Source organism: Bacteroidota bacterium (genome assembly GCA_018692315.1).
GTDB lineage: Bacteria > Bacteroidota > Bacteroidia > Bacteroidales > JABHKC01 > JABHKC01.
Genome location: JABHKC010000248.1, coordinates 55,415 through 76,307, shown reverse-complemented (window position 1 = coordinate 76,307; position 20,893 = coordinate 55,415). Strand labels below are relative to the sequence as shown.

Below are 20,893 nucleotides of genomic sequence, written 5' to 3'. Positions count from 1 at the left end.
CATATACGCCAAATCCTTCACTTTAAGCCCGCCGGCTTGGGTTTAGCTCAACAACGAATATAAAAACTACAGTGCCTGGCACTGTAGTTTTTCGCTGTTTTTATATTCTTAAGTGTTGGCGGTAGTAATTTTATAAATTTAGTAAGTCATTTTTTCTTTTTTCATATTCTTTAATTTCCTTTTTAACCTCAACTAATTTATTCTTTACTGATTGAACACCTTGAGAAATTTTATTATCTAATTTCTCTTTCTTTATTTTGAAAATAATTTCATTTTGAGTTTTTTCATCAAGATCAATAAATGAATAATGTTTATCACTTCCAGATTCCAATGCAGGTAAAGCTTGGTTTATGTCTTGTATTGTTTTTAGTTTTTTCCATATAACACCGTGAATGTCATAATTGAGCTTCATAAGATAAATGCCGGTAAAAGCCAGTGCCGAAGTTTCGATTGTAGAAGAGGTCGCTAAATTTAAGGATCCATTATTGTCTTGCTTATCGTATGAAGCATATATTTCATGACCCCCTGATTGAATAAAGGATTTAATTTTTGCATCATGTAATTCAAGGTTTATTCTTTTGTAGAAATTTTCTATATGTCTCGTTATGTAATATCTATTAAATGGAACTGTGTCTAATTCATTTAATAATATCCACATATTCCCATTGTCACCAAAAGAGTGCCCAGATACTTTATCAAATTTTTTAGTGTAGATTTCTTTTTTAATCTTTTCGTTTTGCCCTGTAATAAGCAGAGCTGAAAAATATTCTTGTAATGATTTATGCGGGAATTTATACTCTAAGTCATCTATCATTAATATTGATATTGCAACGGTTAAATCTTCTTTGAGGTTTTCAATGCTGCATTTTAGTTGTAGTTTATTTTTGATTTTTTTCAAAAGCTGGGTAAAATACTGCTCATCAAAACTATATTTTCCTTTGAATAGCGAAATAAATGAAAACCATTTTAAAATATTTTCAAAATCTTCATTTTGCAATCCAGTTTTTCTTTCGTGCTGATATCCCCCATGTTTTGTAAACGAATCATGTTTTGTACAAAGTGTGTCATAAACATTCCAATAAAATTTACTTTTTGATTTGGGAATTTCAGGATACGAATTGAATGTCATAATAAACATAGATAGCAATAAAGGACTAGAAAGATATGAATTGTAATCTTGGTTTTCTGGCTTACTAATTACATTAATAATTTTATTTGCTAATTCTTTGTCTCCACAATTTTTTAATTGTAGATTAATAAAATCCTTTACTTGTTTATCGTTTAAATCATTGACAGAGTAACTATCGAACCTGGGCAAAGATTCAACATTTGCACCTGGTCTAGAAGTTATGAAGAAATAATTACTGCTATAATTGTCAATGAACTCGATAAGTTCAGATGTTAATTTGTTTTTATTATCACTAAAGATTTCATCATAACCGTCGAGCAAGAATAAAAATTCACCATTTGATAGAATTCTTTCTAAAATCTTTTTATTAGGAGCAAGCTTTTTGCCAGAGAGAAGATTGTTTAAGTAATCCATAAAGCTCCCATCGAAATCATTTAAATTCCGTAATTCTATAACAATTGGAATTTTAACAATTTGCATTATTGAGTTTAAAAAAACATGTTTTAACAACATACTTTTTCCGCATCCTGCATTTCCTATTATTGAGATGAAATTTGATTTATTAAATAATTCCTCAATGTTGTCAATTAGGTAATCTTTCGTAGATTTATTTTCAATTGTAATTGGGAAATAAATATCGTAAAAATTGACATTCTCAAGTCTGTACAGGAATGTCTTAGTTTTGATGAATTTTTTTCTTATTGATTCAATATACTTTATAATTCCTGTATCAAAATAGAATTTGACTTCATCCTTTATATCTGTGAGAATTTCAAGTAATGGATTTTTGAATGCATTAATTAGAGATAACGTTTCTTTAGATATTGTCATTTTGTAGTTTTTAATATTACCGCCAACATTAGTATAAACGGAAAATTCCGTTTATTTCTTTATTATTATTATTATTTGTTTTAAATATCCATATCATCGAAAGGATTATTAATTTCATTGAACTTTGTGCTTGAAACATGTGTGTATATTTCTGTTGTTTTACTCGATTCATGTCCTAATATTGTTTGTATGTATCTTAAACTTACTCCTTGTTCTAATAAATGTGTTGCAAAACTATGCCTTAATGTATGAGTTGAAACTGTTTTTGTAATATTTGCTTCATTTGCTGCTTTTTTTACTATTTTATGAATACTGCTACTTGTATATTTTCCACCTTTGCTTCCTTCAAACAAATACTCTTTCGGTTTATATAATGAATAATATGTACGCAAAAGTAATAGTATTTTGTTACTAAGCAAACTAATTCTGTCTTTTTTCCCTTTGCTTTGTCTTATTATTATCATTCCTCTGTCGGAATCAATGTCTTTTACTTTTAAACTTATTGCCTCACTTACTCGTAAGCCAGCCGAATAGATGATGCTTAAAATGCATTTATGTTTAAGGTTTTCTGAGAGCCAACACATAAATCAACACATCTTTTTTCTTCATATTTTCAGGAAGCGATTCAATTTTAGTTTGCTTATTTTTATTTTCACTAACTTTTTTTATCATAATGGAATTCCGTTTATCTGCAAATATAAGATATATGGAATAGATTGTTCCATATATATCCATATACAGGAAATAAACGGAACAATTTTAGATAGGGAGGCCTGAAAATAGTAGAGCTTTTTTTCTACTTTTGCAAAAATAGAATTTGATGTAAAGCTTATTATACTTTTATTTTTGAAAATATGAATTATTTATTATTCGACGACCAAAGTTGGGAACAACTTCTACCGCTGACATTTACACGCCCTGTTGCAGAAATAAGGATTGGTATTTTAACCATTCGCGAAAAGTGGAATCTCTATTTAAATACCCAATGCTCGTTTCTTACAAAGGATTATTTAAAAACGAAATATGCTGCAAAAGTAGCCGAAAACAATATTTTAATAAATGGTTCTATCCTTCCGGAAACTAAACTTGTTGAGAAAATTTCAGAACTTGAAAAAAATCAGGCATTAATAAAAGACAATATTATTGTTGCTGTGAATGTAGGTGAGTTTAGTAATTTTAATTTGGAAAACAATTTCGAAAACTTTTCAAAAATAAACTACGAATACGAAATCTCGAAAATAAATTTTACCTACGAAATTTTCAAAAAAAATGGCGAAGCAATTCAAAACGATTTCGAACTTCTTACCAAAAATAGAAAATCGCAGAAATTGAGCAAAACAAATAATATTCTTGCCGCAGAAAATATATTTCTCGAAAATGGTGCGAAAGTAGAATTTGCTACATTAAATGCTTCAAGCGGACCAATTTATATTGGCAAAGATGCAAAAATTATGGAAGGTTCGATAGTTAGAGGACCATTTGCTTTGTGCGAAAAATCTACTTTAAAAATGGCTGCTAAAATATATGGACCTACCACAATTGGTCCAGCATCGAAAGTTGGAGGTGAAGTTAATAATTCTGTATTTTTCGGAAATGCAAACAAAGCCCACGATGGATTTCTTGGAAATTCGGTAATCGGCGAATGGTGCAATCTTGGAGCAGATACAAACAATTCAAATCTGAAAAACAATTATGCGGAGGTAAGACTATGGAATTATCCTGAAGAACGTTTTGCTGGAACAGGCTTAACTTTTTGTGGACTAATAATGGGCGATCATTCGAAATGTGGCATCAACACAATGTTTAATACCGGCACAGTTGTAGGAGTTTATGCAAATATTTTCGGTAGCGGATTTCCTCGAAACTTTATCCCTTCTTTTGCCTGGGGAGGTCCTCAAGGCTTAAAAACTTATAAAAAAACCGCAGCTTTTTATGTTGCCAAAATTGTTATGAACCGAAGAGGAAAAACTTTCGATCAGATTGAAAAAGACATACTTAGTACTGTTTTTGAGAAAACTGAAAAATATCGAAGATTTGAAGATTAAGGATTTATTATTTATAATTTCCTTTTAAAATGGCACAGCAATTGGTTTAACTGGAAATTTGAAAATTTTATGATAAAAATGACAAATTGTCAAGCAAAAACTGACATAGTCGTAAGAATAAGACAATTAACATATTAATTGAAAAATATGAACATGCAAAGCATTTTGGGCGAAGAGAGCAATATACTACCTGTTATTACAGAAGAAAATATAGAAGAGAAAAAAATTGATATTCCTGACGAATTGGCTATTTTGCCTTTAAGAAACACTGTCCTTTTCCCTGGAGTATTAATTCCAATTACTGTTGGCAGAGAAAAATCTATAAATCTTGTAAAAGAAATTTATAGAAAAGACAAAATAATTGGCACAATAGCTCAAAAAGATATTGATATTGAAGATCCTAAACCCACAGATTTATTTCAGGTAGGAACGGTTGCTACTATTGTTAAAATCCTTGAAATGCCCGATGGTATTACAACTGTAATTATCCAGGGTTTAAAAAGATTCAATATTATTGAAGTACTAACCGAAGAACCTTACCTTAAAGCTAAAGTTGGAATTCTCCCGAAAGTAGCATCTGCAAAAAAGAACAAAGAATATAATGCCATTATTGGCTCTATAAAAGATTTAGCATTGAAGGTCATTCAGCTTTCGCCAAATATTCCTCCTGAAGCTGCGTTTGCCATTAAAAATATCGAAAATTCTTCCTTTTTAATTAATTATATATCATCGAATAGTGATGTAAAAAGCGAAGAAAAACAGTTTTTGCTCGAAAACAATTCCGAGAAAGAAAGGGCAACAAAACTCATGGAATATCTCCAAAGAGAAATTCAGATGCTTGAGCTGAAAAACGAAGTTCAATCGAAAGTAAAAACTGATATAGACCAGCAACAGCGAAAATTTATGTTGCATCAACAATTAAAAACTATTCAGGACGAACTTGGCGGCGACAATGTGAACAAAGAAGTTGAAGACCTAAAAGCCAAATCGACAGCCAAAAAATGGCCTGATTATGTTCAAGAAACATTCGACAATGAACTTGAAAAACTGCAACGAATAAATCCAATTTCGCCTGATCATTCGCTGCAATTGAATTACCTGCAAACACTTATCGACCTTCCGTGGAATGAATACACGAAGGACAATTTCGATTTGAAAAACGCCGAAAATATTCTAAATAACGATCATTATGCCTTAGATGAAGTAAAAGAAAGAATTTTAGAATATATTGCGGTTCTAAAATTAAAAGGTGATTTAAAATCTCCGATTCTTTGCCTATACGGACCTCCGGGCTCGGGAAAAACTTCTCTCGGAAAATCAATCGCTTCGGCAATTAACAGAAAATATGCACGCATTTCGCTGGGTGGATTACACGACGAATCTGAAATTCGCGGACACAGAAAAACATATATAGGAGCCTTACCAGGCAGAATTATCCAGAGCATCAAAAAAGCCAAGTTTTCAAATCCTGTTTTTATTTTGGACGAGATAGATAAGGTAGGAAATGATTTTCGGGGCGACCCATCTTCTGCACTATTAGAAGTTCTCGATCCGGAACAAAATCATGCATTCTACGACAACTATCTCGAATTGGAATACGACCTTTCGAACGTAATGTTTATTGCCACTGCTAATACTCTTAGCTCCATTAAACCTGCATTGTTAGACAGGATGGAGCTTATTCACGTAAGTGGATATATTGTTGAAGAAAAAATAGAAATTGCCAAACGACATTTAATTCCAAAACAGTTGAAAGCTCACGGAGTAAAAATCTCACAGCTGTTTTTTCCAAAAAATGTTATTGAAAAAATTGTAGAAGATTACACTCGCGAATCAGGTGTAAGAACATTAGATAAAAAAATTGCAAAAGTTGTAAGAGGAATTGCAAAAAGAATTGCTTTCGGCGAAAATCCGGAAAGAAAACTCACGATAGATGGCATAGTTAAAATTCTCGGTGCCCCTGAATATCAAAAAAATACTTACGAAGGCAATGATATTGCCGGTGTTGTAACAGGTTTGGCCTGGACGGCTGTTGGCGGCAAAATTCTTTTCGTTGAAACAAGCCTGAGCAAAGGCAAGGAAAAACTTACAATCACAGGAAACTTGGGCGATGTGATGAAAGAATCTGCAATTATTGCACTCGAATATCTTAAATCTAATGCGAGCCATCTCGGTCTGAAGCAAGATATTTTTAGCAAATGGAATGTTCATCTTCATGTTCCGGAAGGTGCAACCCCTAAAGATGGACCATCGGCCGGAGTAACTATGGTAACTTCTATGGCATCTGCTTTTACACAGCGAAAAGTTAAGCATGGTTTAGCAATGACAGGCGAAATAACCCTGAAAGGAAAAGTTCTGCCTGTAGGAGGAATCAAAGAGAAAATCCTTGCAGCAAAAAGAGCAAAAATTAAAGAAATCATTTTGTCGAAAGACAACAAAAGAGATATTGAAGAGATAAATGAGATCTATTTGAAAGGCTTAGATTTTATCTATGTTGATACAATTATTGATGTTCTTGATTATGCTCTACTAAAACAAAAAGTACAAAACCCTGTTGAGATTTCGTAATTGAAAAATAAAAATCAATCTTTAAAATACCTTGCCTGGCTTAAATTTAGAAAAAATAAGCTTGCAATGGGTAGTTTGATTTTTATTATTTTTTCAATAATTACTGCTCTGTTTGCATATTTTATAGTGCCCGACAATCTAGAAAATGCAAATAGACAAATTATAGAGCTTGCCACTAAAAAGCCCGGATTTGAAGTAAAAATTCTTCGCCTAAGAAAAAATGAAGCTATTGAAAGTAAAGGATTTTTTTCAAAAATGTTTTTTGGCAAAAATCAAGAATACATCGATATTTCGATGAATAGCTATTATTTCGAAGACCATAAAATTATCGTCTCTGAATATTCGCCCGACCAAGATACAAGTTTTAAGAAGGAATTTTATGTAGCAGATGTTTTATATCCAATTTCTTTTAAAAAAAATATTGAGACAGATGTAAACGGAAATTGTATTTTTTTCGATATTGAAAATAAAAAACACACAAAACCTATAAGCCAGCTACAGAAAATTCTTTTAGAAAATAATATTGAAGAAAAAAGATTTTTGCTCGGTACTGATAGGTTTGGGAGAGATTTTCTGAGCCGTTTGATTTTGGGTATGCGAATTTCTTTAGCAGTTGGATTTATAGCTGTGGCGATATCGCTCATTATTGGAATTTCGCTTGGTGCAATTGCCGGATATTTCGGAGGGAGGGTAGATGCTTTTATTATGTGGCTCATAAATGTTATTTGGTCGATACCAACTCTTCTGCTTGTGATTGCTATAACAATGTCGCTCGGCAAAGGATTTTGGCAGGTTTTTATAGCAGTGGGGCTTACAATGTGGGTAGAAGTGGCACGTGTAGTTCGAGGACAGGTAATGAGCCTGAAAGAAAAAGAATATATAGAAGCATGCAGAGCTTTAGGTTACAGAAATTTCCGAATCATTTTCAAACATATTTTACCAAATGCTATGAGCCCGGTAATAATAATTGCTGTATCAAATTTTGCATCAGCAATTTTAGTTGAAGCAGGAATGAGTTTTCTCGGAATTGGCGTTCAGCCACCGGTTCCTTCATGGGGCTCAATCATAAAAGACCATTACGGATATATAATTCTCGATAAAGCTTATCTGGCAATTTTGCCCGGAATTGCAATTATGCTGATGGTTCTGGCATTTACAATTGTTGGGAATGGCTTGCGGGATGCTTTTGATACGAGGGAGTAGGATGAATTGAAAATATGAATTTACAATCTATTTTTATGAGTATTTTCTTATAATTGCAAATTTTAAAAACAAATTATACATTATGATAAATATAAAAACCTTCGTTTTTAATGGGTTTCAAGAAAATACTTTTGTGCTTTTCGATGAAACTAAAGAGTGCATAATTATTGATGCCGGCTGTTATGACAATTCGGAAAAAGAAAACTTAGTTTCCTTTATTGAAAATAACAATTTGAAACCTGTGAAATTGGTGAATACTCATGGGCACATCGACCATTTGCTCGGAGTGAATTTTTTGAGGGGAAAATACAATATCCCTTTTGAAGCTCACAAACTGGACGAACCAATTGTTTGCAGTACCAATGAATATGCAGAACTTTTTGGATTCAGTTTTAACGATGCTCCCACAATTGATAATTACTTGAACGAGATTGACGAAATTAAATTTGGCAATTCATCTCTTGAAATATTTCATGTTCCCGGGCATTCTCCCGGCAGCCTTGCTTTTTATTCAAAAAGTCAGGAATTTGTGATTGTAGGCGATGTGCTTTTCAATGGAAGTATTGGCAGAACCGATTTGCCTGGTGGAGACTACGATACGCTCATTCACAGCATAAAAACTAAGCTTTTGAATCTCCCCGAAAATGTTGAGGTTTTATCGGGACATGGCAACAATACTTCTATAGCTTACGAAAAAAAGACCAATCCTTTTTTGATTTAATACTAAAGTTTTACCAAAAAAAGAGGTGAGATTTAAAACCCTAATTTTCAATAATTTTCCCTTCTACATTTCCGTTTTTATTAATGTTCTGAAGCTCAAAATTAATGAGCTGGTTTTTGTATTTTTCGTCAAAATCTATTTCCAGCTTTACATAATTTTCAGTAAAACCAAATAGCTTTTTGTTTAAGGTATGATTTTCAAATAATACAAGTTTTTTAGTCCCGAGGTTTTTATTATAAAAGTTAAGTTTTTTGGTTGCAGAAAGATTATGCAATGCTTTACTACGCCTCTGGATATCAGCCTTTGATACTTTTCCGGGCAAATCTACAGACTTAGTATTTTCTCTTTCGGAATATGAAAAAACATGCAAATAAGAAATATTCAAATCTCGCAGATAGTTGAAAGTTTCCAAAAATTCCGCTTCCTCTTCCGAAGGAAATCCTACAATAACATCAACACCAATACATACATTTTCAATCGTATTATTAATTTTTTCAACCCGCTTTGAAAAAAGCTGAGTATTATATCGCCGGCTCATAAGTTTCAAAATGCTATCGGAGCCCGACTGTAGCGGAATATGAAAATGTGGCACAAACTTTTTCGATTTTCCAACAAATTCAATGATTTCATCAGTCAATAAATTTGGCTCTATAGAAGAAATTCTGTACCGTTCTATTCCTGAAATATCGTCGAGTTTTTTAATAAGTTCCAAAAAAGTCTCATTAGAGCTATACCCAAAATCTCCAATATTTACTCCGGTCAAAACTATTTCTTTTACGTCTGCCATAGCAATATTCCGAACTTGTTCTATAATTTTATCAATAGAAACATTCCTACTTTTTCCCCTTGCCATCGGAATAGTACAATACGAACATTCATAATTGCAACCATCCTGGATTTTCAAAAACGAACGTGTTCTGTCGGCAATAGAATAAGCCGGAAAAATTTCGCTTATTTCATTTGTTTCGCACGAATGAATATTTGCCGATTGCTGTTTTTCATATTTCTGAAGATATTCTATAATATTCAATTTTTCGTTTGTGCCTAAAATAATATCAACACCTTCGATTTTTGCAATTTGATTAGGTTTTAGCTGGGCATAACAACCAATTACAACTATGATTCCATAAGGTGAAGTTTTAATAGCTTTTCTAATTATTTGGCGACATTTTTTGTCGGCAGTAGCTGTAACAGTGCAAGTGTTTATTACTACAATATCTGCCTGAGAATCAAACGAAACACTATCATATATTTCACTATTGAACAGTCTTGAAATTGTTGAAGTTTCCGAAAAATTCAGCTTACAGCCAAGTGTATAAAAAGCAACTTTTTGTTTGTTTTCCATCAAAGTTTTTAAATTGAAAAATAAGTTGCAAATATAAAAATTGCCAAACATTATTCTTTTGTAAAAATATTAACAATTTAGCTCAAAAAAAAACAAAAAAATTCTCTAAAACCAGCAAAGATTATATCTTTGCTTTTTTTTAATTAACAAATTTATATAATGAAAAAAGTATTAACATTTATTTTTGCCTGCGGATTTGTTTTCGCAATGTCTTCGTGTAGTAAAGATTACACATGTGTATGTACAACCAGTGTAGATGGTGTTGAAGGAGAGTCTGTTGAAGCTACAGCAGAACATAGCAGTAAAGGCGATGCTGAAGATTGGTGTGACGAAGGAGATATAGAAATGGATTTTTTGGGTATAATCACAAAAGTAGAGTGTGAAATTGAATAATTTCTTAATTTACTAAAATTTTTAAAGGAAAGGCATTTTATTAATGCCTTTCCTTTTTTTATAAACTTTTCAATAATTTTGAAATTTATATATGATAAAAATAATACCCCATGTTCTTAGGACTGTTGTAGGTTTAGTTTTCCTATATTCTGCTTATGCAAAACTTTTCCCAATTGAATATTTTGAATTATTTGTTTTTGAAAATGGAATTCCTAATTGGCATTTTGCAACAGTTTTTGCCAGACTAATAATTTCTACCGAATTTTTTATTGGATTAATTTTAATAATAAATATCTTTTCTAAACAAATTCTCCGGCTAAACTTAATACTACTGGCAGCTTTTACTTTTGTATTAATCTATTTTGCTATTTTTTCTGCAGAAATGACAAACTGTAATTGCTTTGGCGAATACTTAAAGCTTTCACCTATTGAATCAATATTTAAGAATTTTATCCTTATTGGGGCTACAATTTTCCTTATTTTTTATAACACAGAATGGAATTTCAAATTTCAAAAGTTGATTTCTATAGTAGTTTTTATTGCTACGTTTTCTGTGCCAACTATTCTTACGCCGCCCGATTTTGTTTATCCTCAGAAAATGCAAGTGCTTGAAAACAGAACTCTTAACACTGAATATTTCCAGGATTTCAAAAACAATCCCGACAATTTGAAAATTGACAATAGCAAAGCTTTAGTATGTTTTTATAGTCTGAAGTGTAAATTCTGCAAAATGGCAGCAAAAAAAATATCAATAATCGACAACAATTTAGAAAACGATCTTCCGATATTCTATATTTTTTATGGGAAAGAAGAAAATATTGAATCGTTTTGGACCGAAAGCGAATCGAAAAAATACCCTTATACATTTATCCCTATGATTGATTTTTTTAGCCAAAGCGGAAAACAATTGCCTGCAATATATTATGTAGAAGATGGGAAAATGATAGGCAAAGTTGGTTATAGGGGAATTGACCAGAATGATGTTATTGAATTTTTTGGCGATTAAATCCAAACTACTAAAGGTGTAATCCTAAGAAACTTTTCTCATTTATAAAAGATGTGCTAATTTTGAGAAAAAATATTGATATAAGAATTAAGAAATGAAAATACAGAAAATTATAATCACCAATTATAGAAGCATAAAAAACATGGATTTTGAATTAGATTCATCACTAAATGTTTTTATTGGTGTTAATGGTTCTGGAAAAACAACAATTCTTGACGCTTTAATAGTTTCTCTTTCATGGTTAATCAATAGAATTCAAAGAGAAAATGTTTCAGGGAAGCACATTTCAGAAAATGATATTAGAAATGATGCATCATTCTCTTTTTTTGAAACCTTGGTAAAAGAAAACAATCTACTATATAATTGGAAATTAATAAAAGTTCAAAAAGGAGAAACAATAAAAGAGAAATCTGAATTATCGCAAGTTTCGAAATTAGCTGAATATTATAGAGATAAATTAAAAAGAGATAATTCTTTACCCGTTATTGCTTATTATCCAGTCAATAGAGTTGTAAAAGATATTTCACCAGAAATTTCCAATAAAGAAAACTTTTATTTATTAGACGTTTATGACAATGCTATTGGTGGAAAAGCCAACTTTCAATCATTTTTTGAATGGTTCAGAATGCAAGATGACATTTTAAATGAAAAATTGGGTTCAAGAACTAAGTGGATGGTAAATAATAGAAAATGGTTAAAAAGAAGAACAGAAAATATTCTTTCGTATATTGAAAAAATCACATCAGAATATGATGAATACAAATATATAACAAAACGTTTTAAAAGGGAGGAATTAATTTTTGAAGAACCACGATACCTGTTCAACGAATTAATTGATTTACTTCATTCGATAGAATTTAAATTTCAAAAAGAGCATCGTTTAGATAAAATTCTACATGATATTGAATATCTTTTACATAAAATGAATTCTTTATCAGATTTAAGAAGGGATAATTTAATTGAATTTGAAAAGTTTCCACGTCAAATTATCGAAAGGATTTTTGAACAAATAAAAACCTTGTTTTATGAAACGGATTTAAAAAATGAACAAAAAAATTTAATTTTGTTTATTTGGGAGGCGCTTCAATTTTCTGTTTTAATAAGCCTATGGTGGATGAGTGATAAAGGGAAAAGAGATATTGAAAACCTATTTAAAGAATACAACCCAACATTGGCGAAAAACAAAAATGAATGGGATAGCTTGACAAAAATATTTTTAAAAGACATTGAACAAATTATAAAAAGTGATGCTGCTCGACAAAATGTTGCAACTAAAAATGAAGGAAGGGAAATCCACATTGTTACAAAAACAATTGAAAATTTCATTCAGGAATATTCAAATTTAAGAATAAAAAGAATTCCAAGACCACACATGCTTGTTGACAAAAATGGTGAAACATTTAATTTAGAGCAACTTTCCGATGGAGAAAAAAATCTAATTGCCTTGATTGGGGACATTGCCCGCAGGTTATCTATTGCAAATCCATTTAGCAAAGAACCTCTACTGGGAGATGGGATTATCCTAATTGACGAAGTTGATTTGCATCTTCACCCTGCTTGGCAAAGATTAATCATTCCGAGACTAACCAAATTATTTCCCAATTGTCAATTTTTTATTACTACACATTCACCATTAGTTATAAGTCATGTCAATCCTGACAACATATTTTTGCTCCAAAATGAGGACAATATTATGACATATAAAAAACCAGAAGAATCTTTTGGAATGTCAGTTGACAGAGTTGTTGAATTAATTATGGACCAAGATGCCAGACCCTCGGAAACAAAAAAGAATCTAAATAATCTATTTGAACTTATTGAAAGAAATAAAATTGATGATGCGAAAAAAGTACTGAAAGAATTAAAAAAATACTTAAAAAGCGATTCTGATATTTTAAGAGCTGAAATGTTAATAAGAAAAAAAGAGATAGTAATATGAGGCATATTGTAAAAGACTCTGAATTATTATCTTTGAGTAACTGGAAAAGACAAAATCCCAACTCTAATTGGAATACTTTTTCTGGAACAGAAATTTATCAGGAATTAAGAAAAACTCTAATTGATGAACAAAATCAAATGTGTTGTTATTGTGAGATAGCAGTTACAAATAATGGTAATAGTTGTCATGTTGAACATATAAAAGACAGGCACAATTTTCCTATAGAGACATTTAATTACGGCAATTTATTGGCTTCTTGTCAGCATACTGATTCTTGTGGGCATAAAAAAGAAACAAATTATTTTATCAATTTTATATCCCCTTTGCAAGAGAATTGTCAAAATCGTTTTATTTATGCACGAAACGGAAGAATAATGCCTTTTGATGAAAATGAAAATGATGCACAGGATACTATTAATGTATTGGATTTAAATTGTAAGAGACTCGTGGATCGAAGAAAAGGAATTATTAAAACTTTAGAAAATACAGATAATGAATATATTTCTTTGTCATTAGAGAACTGTATTGAATGGTTTAATGGATTTTACACAGTAATTGAGTATATGAATAATTAAGCATAAATGAATTAATATAATTTCTAAGAATGCTAAGTATAATTTTACCATCATATAATTGCTCAAAAAATTTATTAGCTGAACTGCCCGGATTTATAAAATATTTAGCAACTATTAAAACAGATTATGAAATAATAATTGTTGACGATGGTTCGGCAGATGCTGACATAAGTAAAAGTATTGCCGAAAAGCACAATTGCATTTTTCTAAAAAATGAAAAAAATCTAGGCAAAGGAGCAGCCGTTCGTAAGGGAATTTTAAATTCAAAAGGCGAATTCCTTATTTTTACCGATGCCGATATTCCATTTCAATTCGACTCGTTTCAGAAGTTTTTATACTATCTCGATTTTAAAGAATTTGATATGGTTGTTGGAGATAGAACCCTGCCCGAATCGAGCTATTTTACAGAAATAAGCAAAACCCGAAAAATCGGTAGCGATATTTTTTCATTCATCGTTGGACGATTCATTACAGGTGGCTGGTTCGATACTCAATGCGGAATGAAAGGATTTAGACGAAATGTTGCCTTTGATATTTTTTCAGTGAATAAAATCAATGGTTTTGCTTTCGATGTTGAATTACTTTATATTGCTTTGAAAAGAAATTTCGATATAAAAAGGTTGCCGGTAAACTTACGTTGCAATGAATCTTCGAGTGTTAAAGTCCTGAAACATGGATTTTTAATGGTGATTGACGTATTCAGAATTATTTATTATTTTTATTCCGGAAAGTACAAAAAATGAGATTTCGAAAATATACTGATGAAAAAGAAAACCAAACATATACACAGTAAAAAACCAGCCAAAACTGAAAATTATAAGTTGAATAAGAAACATTATTATTTTTTATTTGCGATTATTGCTGCAACTTTCATTGCATACATGCCAGCTATGAACAACGATTTTGTGCGTTGGGACGACGATTGGTATGTAGAAAACAACCACTATATTAAAAGCCTTGAAACAGAAAATGTTAAGGCTATTTTCACTGATTTTTTCAAAGGACAATACAGCCCTGTTACTACTATAGTTTTGGCTTCGGTATATCAAATTGGAAAACTAAATCCAACTCTTTATCATACAGTAAATGTACTTTTGCATTTGATAAATTCTGTTTTAGTGTTCTGGTTTTTGCTTTTATTGTTGCGAAATATTTTTAAACGCAATGCTATTGAAATTTCCCTTATCGCCACCTTGCTTTTCGCTGTCCATGCTATGCACGTTGAATCGGTTGCCTGGGTTTCAGCCATTAAAGTTGTGCTATATACAAGTTTTTTTCTGGCCTCACTGATTGCCTATCTGAAATTTGTCTCCAAGAGGAAAATGAAATTTTATGTTTTTTCACTTTTGTTTTTTCTACTATCTTTCGGAGCTAAAGAACAGGCAGTTACATTATCAATAACTTTGGTGGCAATTGATTTTTTCTTAAACCGTAAATTGTTTTCCAGCAAAGTTATTATTGAAAAAATACCATTTGTAGTTTTATCAGCAATTCTCGGGATTGTTACAATTTATTCGAGCCGCACAGGCGAATTTTTCGAAGATAAAAACTCCGGTAGTTTTATCGAACAGATTGTTTATGCAAGTCTTGCTTTCACTCATTACATTTTGAAATTGGTATTTCCTTTCAAACTTTCTGCTTTTTATCCATATCCGAAAAGTGCAGGCACTATTTCACTTTTTGCCTATGGATTATATATAATTCCTGTGCTTGGCATTTTATATAGTTTTTGGAATTCGCTCAAGCGTAACAAAATAATTTCTTTTGGCATTTTGTTTTTTGTCATCAATATTATTTTGGTTTTACAATTGCTACCCTTGCGCGATTTTATCATGGCAGACAGATATGTTTACATTCCTTCAATAGGTGCATTTCTGATTTTTGCTTTCTATTTTATGAAAACATTAGAAAAAAAGCCGAAACTTAAAAATGCCATGATTACCATTTTGATATTGTATTCGGTAGTTTTACTTTCAATTACTTTTGTCAGAAACGATGTCTGGAAAGATAGCATCACTTTATTTACAGATGTAGTTGAGAAATATCCAGAATCGTCGGTTGGATGGAACAATCGGGGATTAGCAAATTCCGATTTAGGCAAAAATAAAAAAGCAGTTTCCGATTATACCGAAGCTATTCGTCTGAATCGAACATCGGTTTTTGCCTATAATAATCGGGGAATTTCATATACCAATTTAAAACTTTTCGATAAAGCAATTTCCGATTTTAATTTTAGCTTACAGATGAGCCCGGAATTTTTGCAAGGATATTATAATCGAGCTGATGCATATAGCAAGTTTAATAAAATCGCTGAAGCAATTCTTGATTATACAAAAGTTATTGAGCTTCGGCCTACATTTGCCGATGCTTATACTCAACGAGGACTTTTGTTAGCAAAATCGGGGAAATTTGAAGAAGCTCTAATTGATATGAATCAAGCAATAGAATTAAATTCTCATTCGGCAGAATTTTTCATGAATCGAGGAGTAGTGAAATTAAACCTGAAAGATTATGATAATTCCATCAACGATTTTTCAAAAGCAATTTCACTAAAACCAAATTTCAAAATGGCGTATTTCAATAGAGGCTTAGCAAAAATAAACTCAGGTAAAAACACTGATGGATGCCAGGATCTGCAAAAAGCCTATCAACTTGGATATTCAGCAGCAGCCAGTTTTATTCAAACTTATTGCGGGAAATAGTTTTTATAAATTTTAAATCCACCGAACAGTGCTAAAATCTTGTCTGTGTGGGAGTAATTCATTTTTAGGAAATATTCTAATCCCAAAATTTAACATCCCCGATTTTTTTGGAGAGATTTTCAGTTCATAATAATTAATAGAATTTTCAGAATTGATATATTCAAATTCCTGTGTATTAATCGATTGAACTTCATTATCCGTATCCATTTCAGCAACAACAATTTCTAAACCAATATCCTGAGCCGACAGTCCGGGAGTTTTTAATTCTACTTTGCAGCTATATTGCTGGTCGGGAACCAAGGGAGCTTTATTTGTGTCTGGCAAACTTATACTTTCAATTTGTATTTTATCCCAAACTTTTTCAATTCGTTTTTTCCATACAGAAATATCATAAGCTAATTCAAAATCGTTGATTTTTAGCTTATTGCTTCGTTCATACAACTTTTCGTAAAATCGAGATTGATAATCGTCTATCATTCTTTTGGTTGTGAATTCAGGAGCAATTTGTGCAATAGAATTTTTAATACGATTTATCCACTTTTCAGGAATATTGTTTTCATTCCTTTCGTAAAAAAGAGGAATTAAATCGTCTTCAAAAATCCTATAGATTGTTTCAACATCTAATTCGTCCTGCAAATTCTGGTCAGCGTAAATTCTTTCTTCAGGAACAGCCCAGCCTGCATTTTCTCTAAATCCTTCGACCCACCAACCATCGAGAACACTAAAGTTCATTACTCCGTTCATGATTGCTTTCATTCCGCTTGTGCCGGAAGCTTCCAAAGGTCGGGTTGGCGTATTTAACCATATATCAACACCTTGTACAAGTTTTTTGGCTAGCTCTATATCGTAGTTTTCAAGGAACAGAATTTTCCCAAGAAATTCGGGACGGCGAGAAACTTCAACAATTCTTTTTATAAGATCCTGGCCACCACCGTCGTTCGGATGGGCTTTTCCGGCAAATATGATCTGAACAGGCATTTTCGGATTGTTTACTATTTGAGAAAGCCTTTCAATATTTTTAAACAAAAGTGTTCCTCTTTTATAGGTTGCAAAACGGCGGGCAAAACCAATAGTCAATACTTTGTCGTTCATTTTATTTAGAACTTCAAGGATTTTTTGTGGATTTTCGTGCCTAATTGTCCAATTTCTATTTATCTTACTTTTTGCGTGTTCAATAAGTTTTTTTCTTAACAGTGAACGAATTTCCCAAATTTTCCGATCATCAACATTATGAATTTTACTCCAAAATTTTGGGTCGGATTGATTACTCAAAAAATCGTTTTCAAAATTTTCGGAATAGAGTTTTTGCCATTCTTTGGCTGTCCACGTCTGATAATGAACTCCGTTTGTAACATAGGAAAGTGCCAGTTCTTCGGGGTAATATCCATCCCAGAGCGGATTAAACATTTTTTGCGAAACCTCGCCATGCAGGCGACTTACTCCGTTTATTTCCTGCGAAAGATTCGCTGCAAGATAACTCATAGAAAATTTTTCGTTCTGGTCTTGAGAATTAATTTTACCAAGATTCATAAAAGTTTCCCAATCAATTTGTAATCGTGCCGGATAGTGCGACATATAGGTTCTTACCAAATCTTCGGGGAAAGAATCGTGCCCGGCAGGTACGGGTGTGTGTGTAGTAAACAATGTTGAAGCACGCACAATTTCGACCGATTCTGCAAAAGTTAGCTTTTTCTCGTTTATGTAATATTTCAATCTTTCTAATCCAATAAATGCAGCATGCCCTTCATTGCAGTGATAAATGTCGTTCTGAATATTTATAGTATTTAATGCTCGCATTCCGCCTATTCCGAGCAACATTTCTTGCATAAATCGAAATTCGTTGTCGCCGCCATACAGATGATGTGTGATTTTTTTATCATCGTCGTAGTTTTCAATAATATCTGTATCAAGCAAATACAATTTTATTCTGCCAATATTTACTTGCCATATTTTCGCATAAATATTTCTGCCCGGAAAAGCAACACTTATTTTTTTCCAGTTTCCGTTTTCGTCTTTTACAGGAATTATTGGTAGATGCGAAAAATGCTGTGGATGATAATTTACAATTTGTTCGCCGTGAAGCGAAATTTTCTGACCAAAATATCCATATCTGTAAAGCAATCCAATGGCTGTCATATTTACGTTTGTATCGCTGGCTTCTTTTAAGTAATCGCCCGCCAAAATACCGAGTCCGCCCGAAAATATTTTCAAAGAATTGTGAAGCCCATATTCCATACTGAAATATGCAATTCTTTTGCTATCAGGGCTTGGTTTTATGTTTAAGTATTCAGTAAATCTCGAAATTACTGATTCATATTTTAGTATAAAAGCATCATCATTTTCAAGCTCCTTCAGTCGTTCATAAGGAATTTCTTCAAGCAAAATAAGTGGATTTTTTTCGCATTTCTGCCAAAGTTTCTCATCTATATATTCGAATAATTCTTGAGCTTCATAATCCCAAGACCACCATAGGTTTTTAGAAAGTTCTGAAAGTTCTGCCAACTTTTTCGGGATATGCGATTTTACTATAAGTTTTTTCCAAACCGGCTTGTTCGATTTATGACGCTTTACATATCCGGTGATTCTATCATTTTTTCTTGCAATTTTAATCATTTCTTTTCTGCTTGTAATTTTCTCTAAAGCAACTGAATAGGCTTCAAAATAATATTTTATAAGATTTTTCCATAAGGCAATTCGTGAAACATCAAAGGCATTTATGTTTGCTTCTTTTTTTGATTGGTCTGATATATCTCTGAAATAAAGAATTTTTTCAGCAATTTTTTCTACAACTTCATTGTCGTTACTATCATTACGATTTATCACAGTAATTCCGCTATGTTTCGCCGAATAATAATCGTTTACCCAAAGTCCGAAACCGGCAAGAGTAGTTGTTATGGTTGGCACCGAAAAACAAAGACTTTCGAGAGGTGTATAGCCCCAAGGCTCGTAGTAGGATGGAAAAATTGTTAAGTCTAATCCTATCAACAAATCAAAATAGGACATATTAAAAATACCATCGGAGCCATTTAAATAAGATGGAACAAAAATTATTTTTAAGCTTGAATCTTCGCCATTATCAATTTGTGATTTCGAAATTTCATGTAAAACCGGATCGTAATCTTTGTCGTGAAGTTTATGAGTAAGATAATTTTCTGAAATTTGAATATCTGTATTTTTATTTGCCAATTTTTGAACCAACAACTTATCGGCACCATAATGATTCGCAGGAATCAAAACAAATGCAATAGTTTTTCTTTTTACGTTTTTCGATTTTTTAATCTCACCAAGTGCTTTGATAAAAAGGTCGATTCCTTTATTTTTAAATTCATATCTTCCGCTTATTCCAATAAAAAATGAATCTTCTGGAATATTTTCATTTAAAACAGCCGAAGCCACTTCAGCAAATTTTTCTTTAGCTTGATTTCTCTTTTGTCCAAAATTTTCTGCCGTAGGAACAAAATCGTCTTCAAAACCATTTGGTGTAACAATATCTACTTTTCTACCCAAAAACTGTTTACATTCTTTTCCTGTCAAATCGCTTACAGTAGTGAAAGAATCTGCAAGTTTTGCAGCAGTTTTTTCCAGCGATTGTTTAGAGATTATATTAAATTCTTTTGCTTTATGGTCTCCATTAAGTTGGTTCAAGTTCTCGTAAAGAGGGAAACCATTACCTGCAATTGAACGCCCTATTACTGTGGCATGAGTTGTAAAAACCGTGGCAATTTGTGGCAATTTGTCTTTTAAATATAAAACACCGGTACCAGTCATCCATTCATGAAAATGAGCAATTATTTTTGTAGAAGCATCGATATAATAGTTCGTAAAACTTTCGATTACTTTTGCACTAGCATAGCCAAATAGGGCAGATTCTATATAATCCCAGCCGCCCGAAATTGAATCTAAATTATATTTTTCCCAAAATGATTTAAATATTTCGTTTTTTTCACTTATGAAAGTTGTAAAATCTACAAGAATAGCAATCGGATTTCCTGCAATATTCCAACGTCCGATTTTAATTCTCAAACCTTCGGAAAGTGCTTGTTCTTTCCAATCAGAAAATAAAGCATATTCTTCGCTAAATTCCGGATTTTCAGATGTTTCTCTCCAAATATCAGGACCAATTACGATATATTTATCTTCAAATTTGTTTTTAATAGTTTTTGCTTTTGTTGATAATACTGTATGGATTCCTCCAATTTTGTTGCAAACCTCCCAGCTTGTTTCAAAAATATAATCAGGTTCTATCGAAACATTCATTTTATTATTTATTATCATTTAATGATATTTATTTTTTTACAAATCATTGTATTTTTTTACAAAAAAAAACCATTCAACGAATGGCTTGTAGTAAATCTAATTACCACCAAAAAATTTCAGGCGGCAAAGATATAAACTTTTTGTTATTGAAAATTGTCCTGATAAATATCGAGCAGATT

Annotated in this window: 14 protein-coding genes; 10 read left to right on the top strand and 4 right to left on the bottom strand. The window is 31.8% G+C overall.

The window, feature by feature from the left end; translation table 11 throughout:
- Nucleotides 1–130 precede the first annotated feature (130 nt).
- Both HN894_18205 and HN894_18200 read right to left on the bottom strand, forming a co-directional pair.
- On the bottom strand, nucleotides 131–1,960 hold the full coding sequence (locus tag HN894_18205; GenBank protein ID MBT7145260.1) for an NACHT domain-containing protein: 1,830 nt from the start codon (nucleotides 1,958–1,960) through the stop codon (nucleotides 131–133).
- Between the two features lie 80 nt (nucleotides 1,961–2,040).
- Complete coding sequence (locus HN894_18200; GenBank protein ID MBT7145259.1) at nucleotides 2,041–2,544, bottom strand: tyrosine-type recombinase/integrase; 504 nt, start codon at nucleotides 2,542–2,544, stop codon at nucleotides 2,041–2,043.
- Between the two features lie 270 nt (nucleotides 2,545–2,814).
- Here HN894_18200 and HN894_18195 point away from each other — a divergent pair, with 270 nt between their 5' ends.
- The 4 genes from HN894_18195 to HN894_18180 all read left to right on the top strand — a co-directional run bounded on the left by HN894_18195 (nucleotide 2,815) and on the right by HN894_18180 (nucleotide 8,497).
- Nucleotides 2,815–4,005, top strand: coding sequence for a glucose-1-phosphate thymidylyltransferase (locus tag HN894_18195; GenBank protein ID MBT7145258.1), 1,191 nt, complete (start codon nucleotides 2,815–2,817; stop codon nucleotides 4,003–4,005).
- 147 nt (nucleotides 4,006–4,152) lie between these two features.
- Nucleotides 4,153–6,573, top strand: coding sequence for an endopeptidase La (gene lon, locus HN894_18190; protein MBT7145257.1), 2,421 nt, complete (start codon nucleotides 4,153–4,155; stop codon nucleotides 6,571–6,573).
- On the top strand, nucleotides 6,574–7,776 hold the full coding sequence (locus HN894_18185; protein ID MBT7145256.1) for an ABC transporter permease: 1,203 nt from the start codon (nucleotides 6,574–6,576) through the stop codon (nucleotides 7,774–7,776).
- Nucleotides 7,777–7,858: 82 nt separating this feature from the next.
- Entirely contained in the window at nucleotides 7,859–8,497 is a 639-nt protein-coding gene (locus tag HN894_18180) for an MBL fold metallo-hydrolase (protein ID MBT7145255.1), read from the top strand.
- 40 nt (nucleotides 8,498–8,537) lie between these two features.
- On the opposite strand, the gene mtaB is transcribed toward HN894_18180, so the two are convergent.
- Nucleotides 8,538–9,842: a tRNA (N(6)-L-threonylcarbamoyladenosine(37)-C(2))-methylthiotransferase MtaB gene (gene mtaB / locus HN894_18175; protein ID MBT7145254.1), complete on the bottom strand. Its 1,305-nt coding sequence runs from the start codon at nucleotides 9,840–9,842 to the stop codon at nucleotides 8,538–8,540.
- A 159-nt stretch (nucleotides 9,843–10,001) separates the two neighbouring features.
- Between mtaB and HN894_18170 the strand changes: the two genes are divergently transcribed.
- From HN894_18170 to HN894_18145, 6 genes are all read left to right on the top strand, one after another.
- Nucleotides 10,002–10,235, top strand: a complete 234-nt coding sequence (locus HN894_18170; GenBank protein MBT7145253.1) for a hypothetical protein — start codon at nucleotides 10,002–10,004, stop codon at nucleotides 10,233–10,235.
- 91 nt (nucleotides 10,236–10,326) lie between these two features.
- Nucleotides 10,327–11,241 (top strand): DoxX family protein, encoded by a 915-nt coding sequence (locus tag HN894_18165; GenBank protein MBT7145252.1) that lies wholly within the window; start codon nucleotides 10,327–10,329, stop codon nucleotides 11,239–11,241.
- Nucleotides 11,242–11,335: 94 nt separating this feature from the next.
- Nucleotides 11,336–13,180: an AAA family ATPase gene (locus tag HN894_18160; GenBank protein MBT7145251.1), complete on the top strand. Its 1,845-nt coding sequence runs from the start codon at nucleotides 11,336–11,338 to the stop codon at nucleotides 13,178–13,180.
- A complete protein-coding gene (locus HN894_18155) occupies nucleotides 13,177–13,755 on the top strand; it encodes a TIGR02646 family protein (protein ID MBT7145250.1) in 579 nt (192 codons plus the stop codon). The genes HN894_18160 and HN894_18155 overlap by 4 nt, the downstream gene beginning before the upstream one ends.
- 29 nt (nucleotides 13,756–13,784) lie before the next feature.
- The gene (locus HN894_18150) at nucleotides 13,785–14,498 is read left to right on the top strand and encodes a glycosyltransferase (protein MBT7145249.1); all 714 of its coding nucleotides are present in this window, start codon (nucleotides 13,785–13,787) and stop codon (nucleotides 14,496–14,498) included.
- 18 nt (nucleotides 14,499–14,516) lie between these two features.
- Complete coding sequence (locus HN894_18145) at nucleotides 14,517–16,457, top strand: tetratricopeptide repeat protein (protein MBT7145248.1); 1,941 nt, start codon at nucleotides 14,517–14,519, stop codon at nucleotides 16,455–16,457.
- A 12-nt stretch (nucleotides 16,458–16,469) separates the two neighbouring features.
- Here the strand turns inward: HN894_18145 and glgP are convergent, their stop codons facing one another.
- Entirely contained in the window at nucleotides 16,470–20,732 is a 4,263-nt protein-coding gene (gene glgP, locus HN894_18140; GenBank protein ID MBT7145247.1) for an alpha-glucan family phosphorylase, read from the bottom strand.
- Nucleotides 20,733–20,893 lie beyond the last annotated feature (161 nt).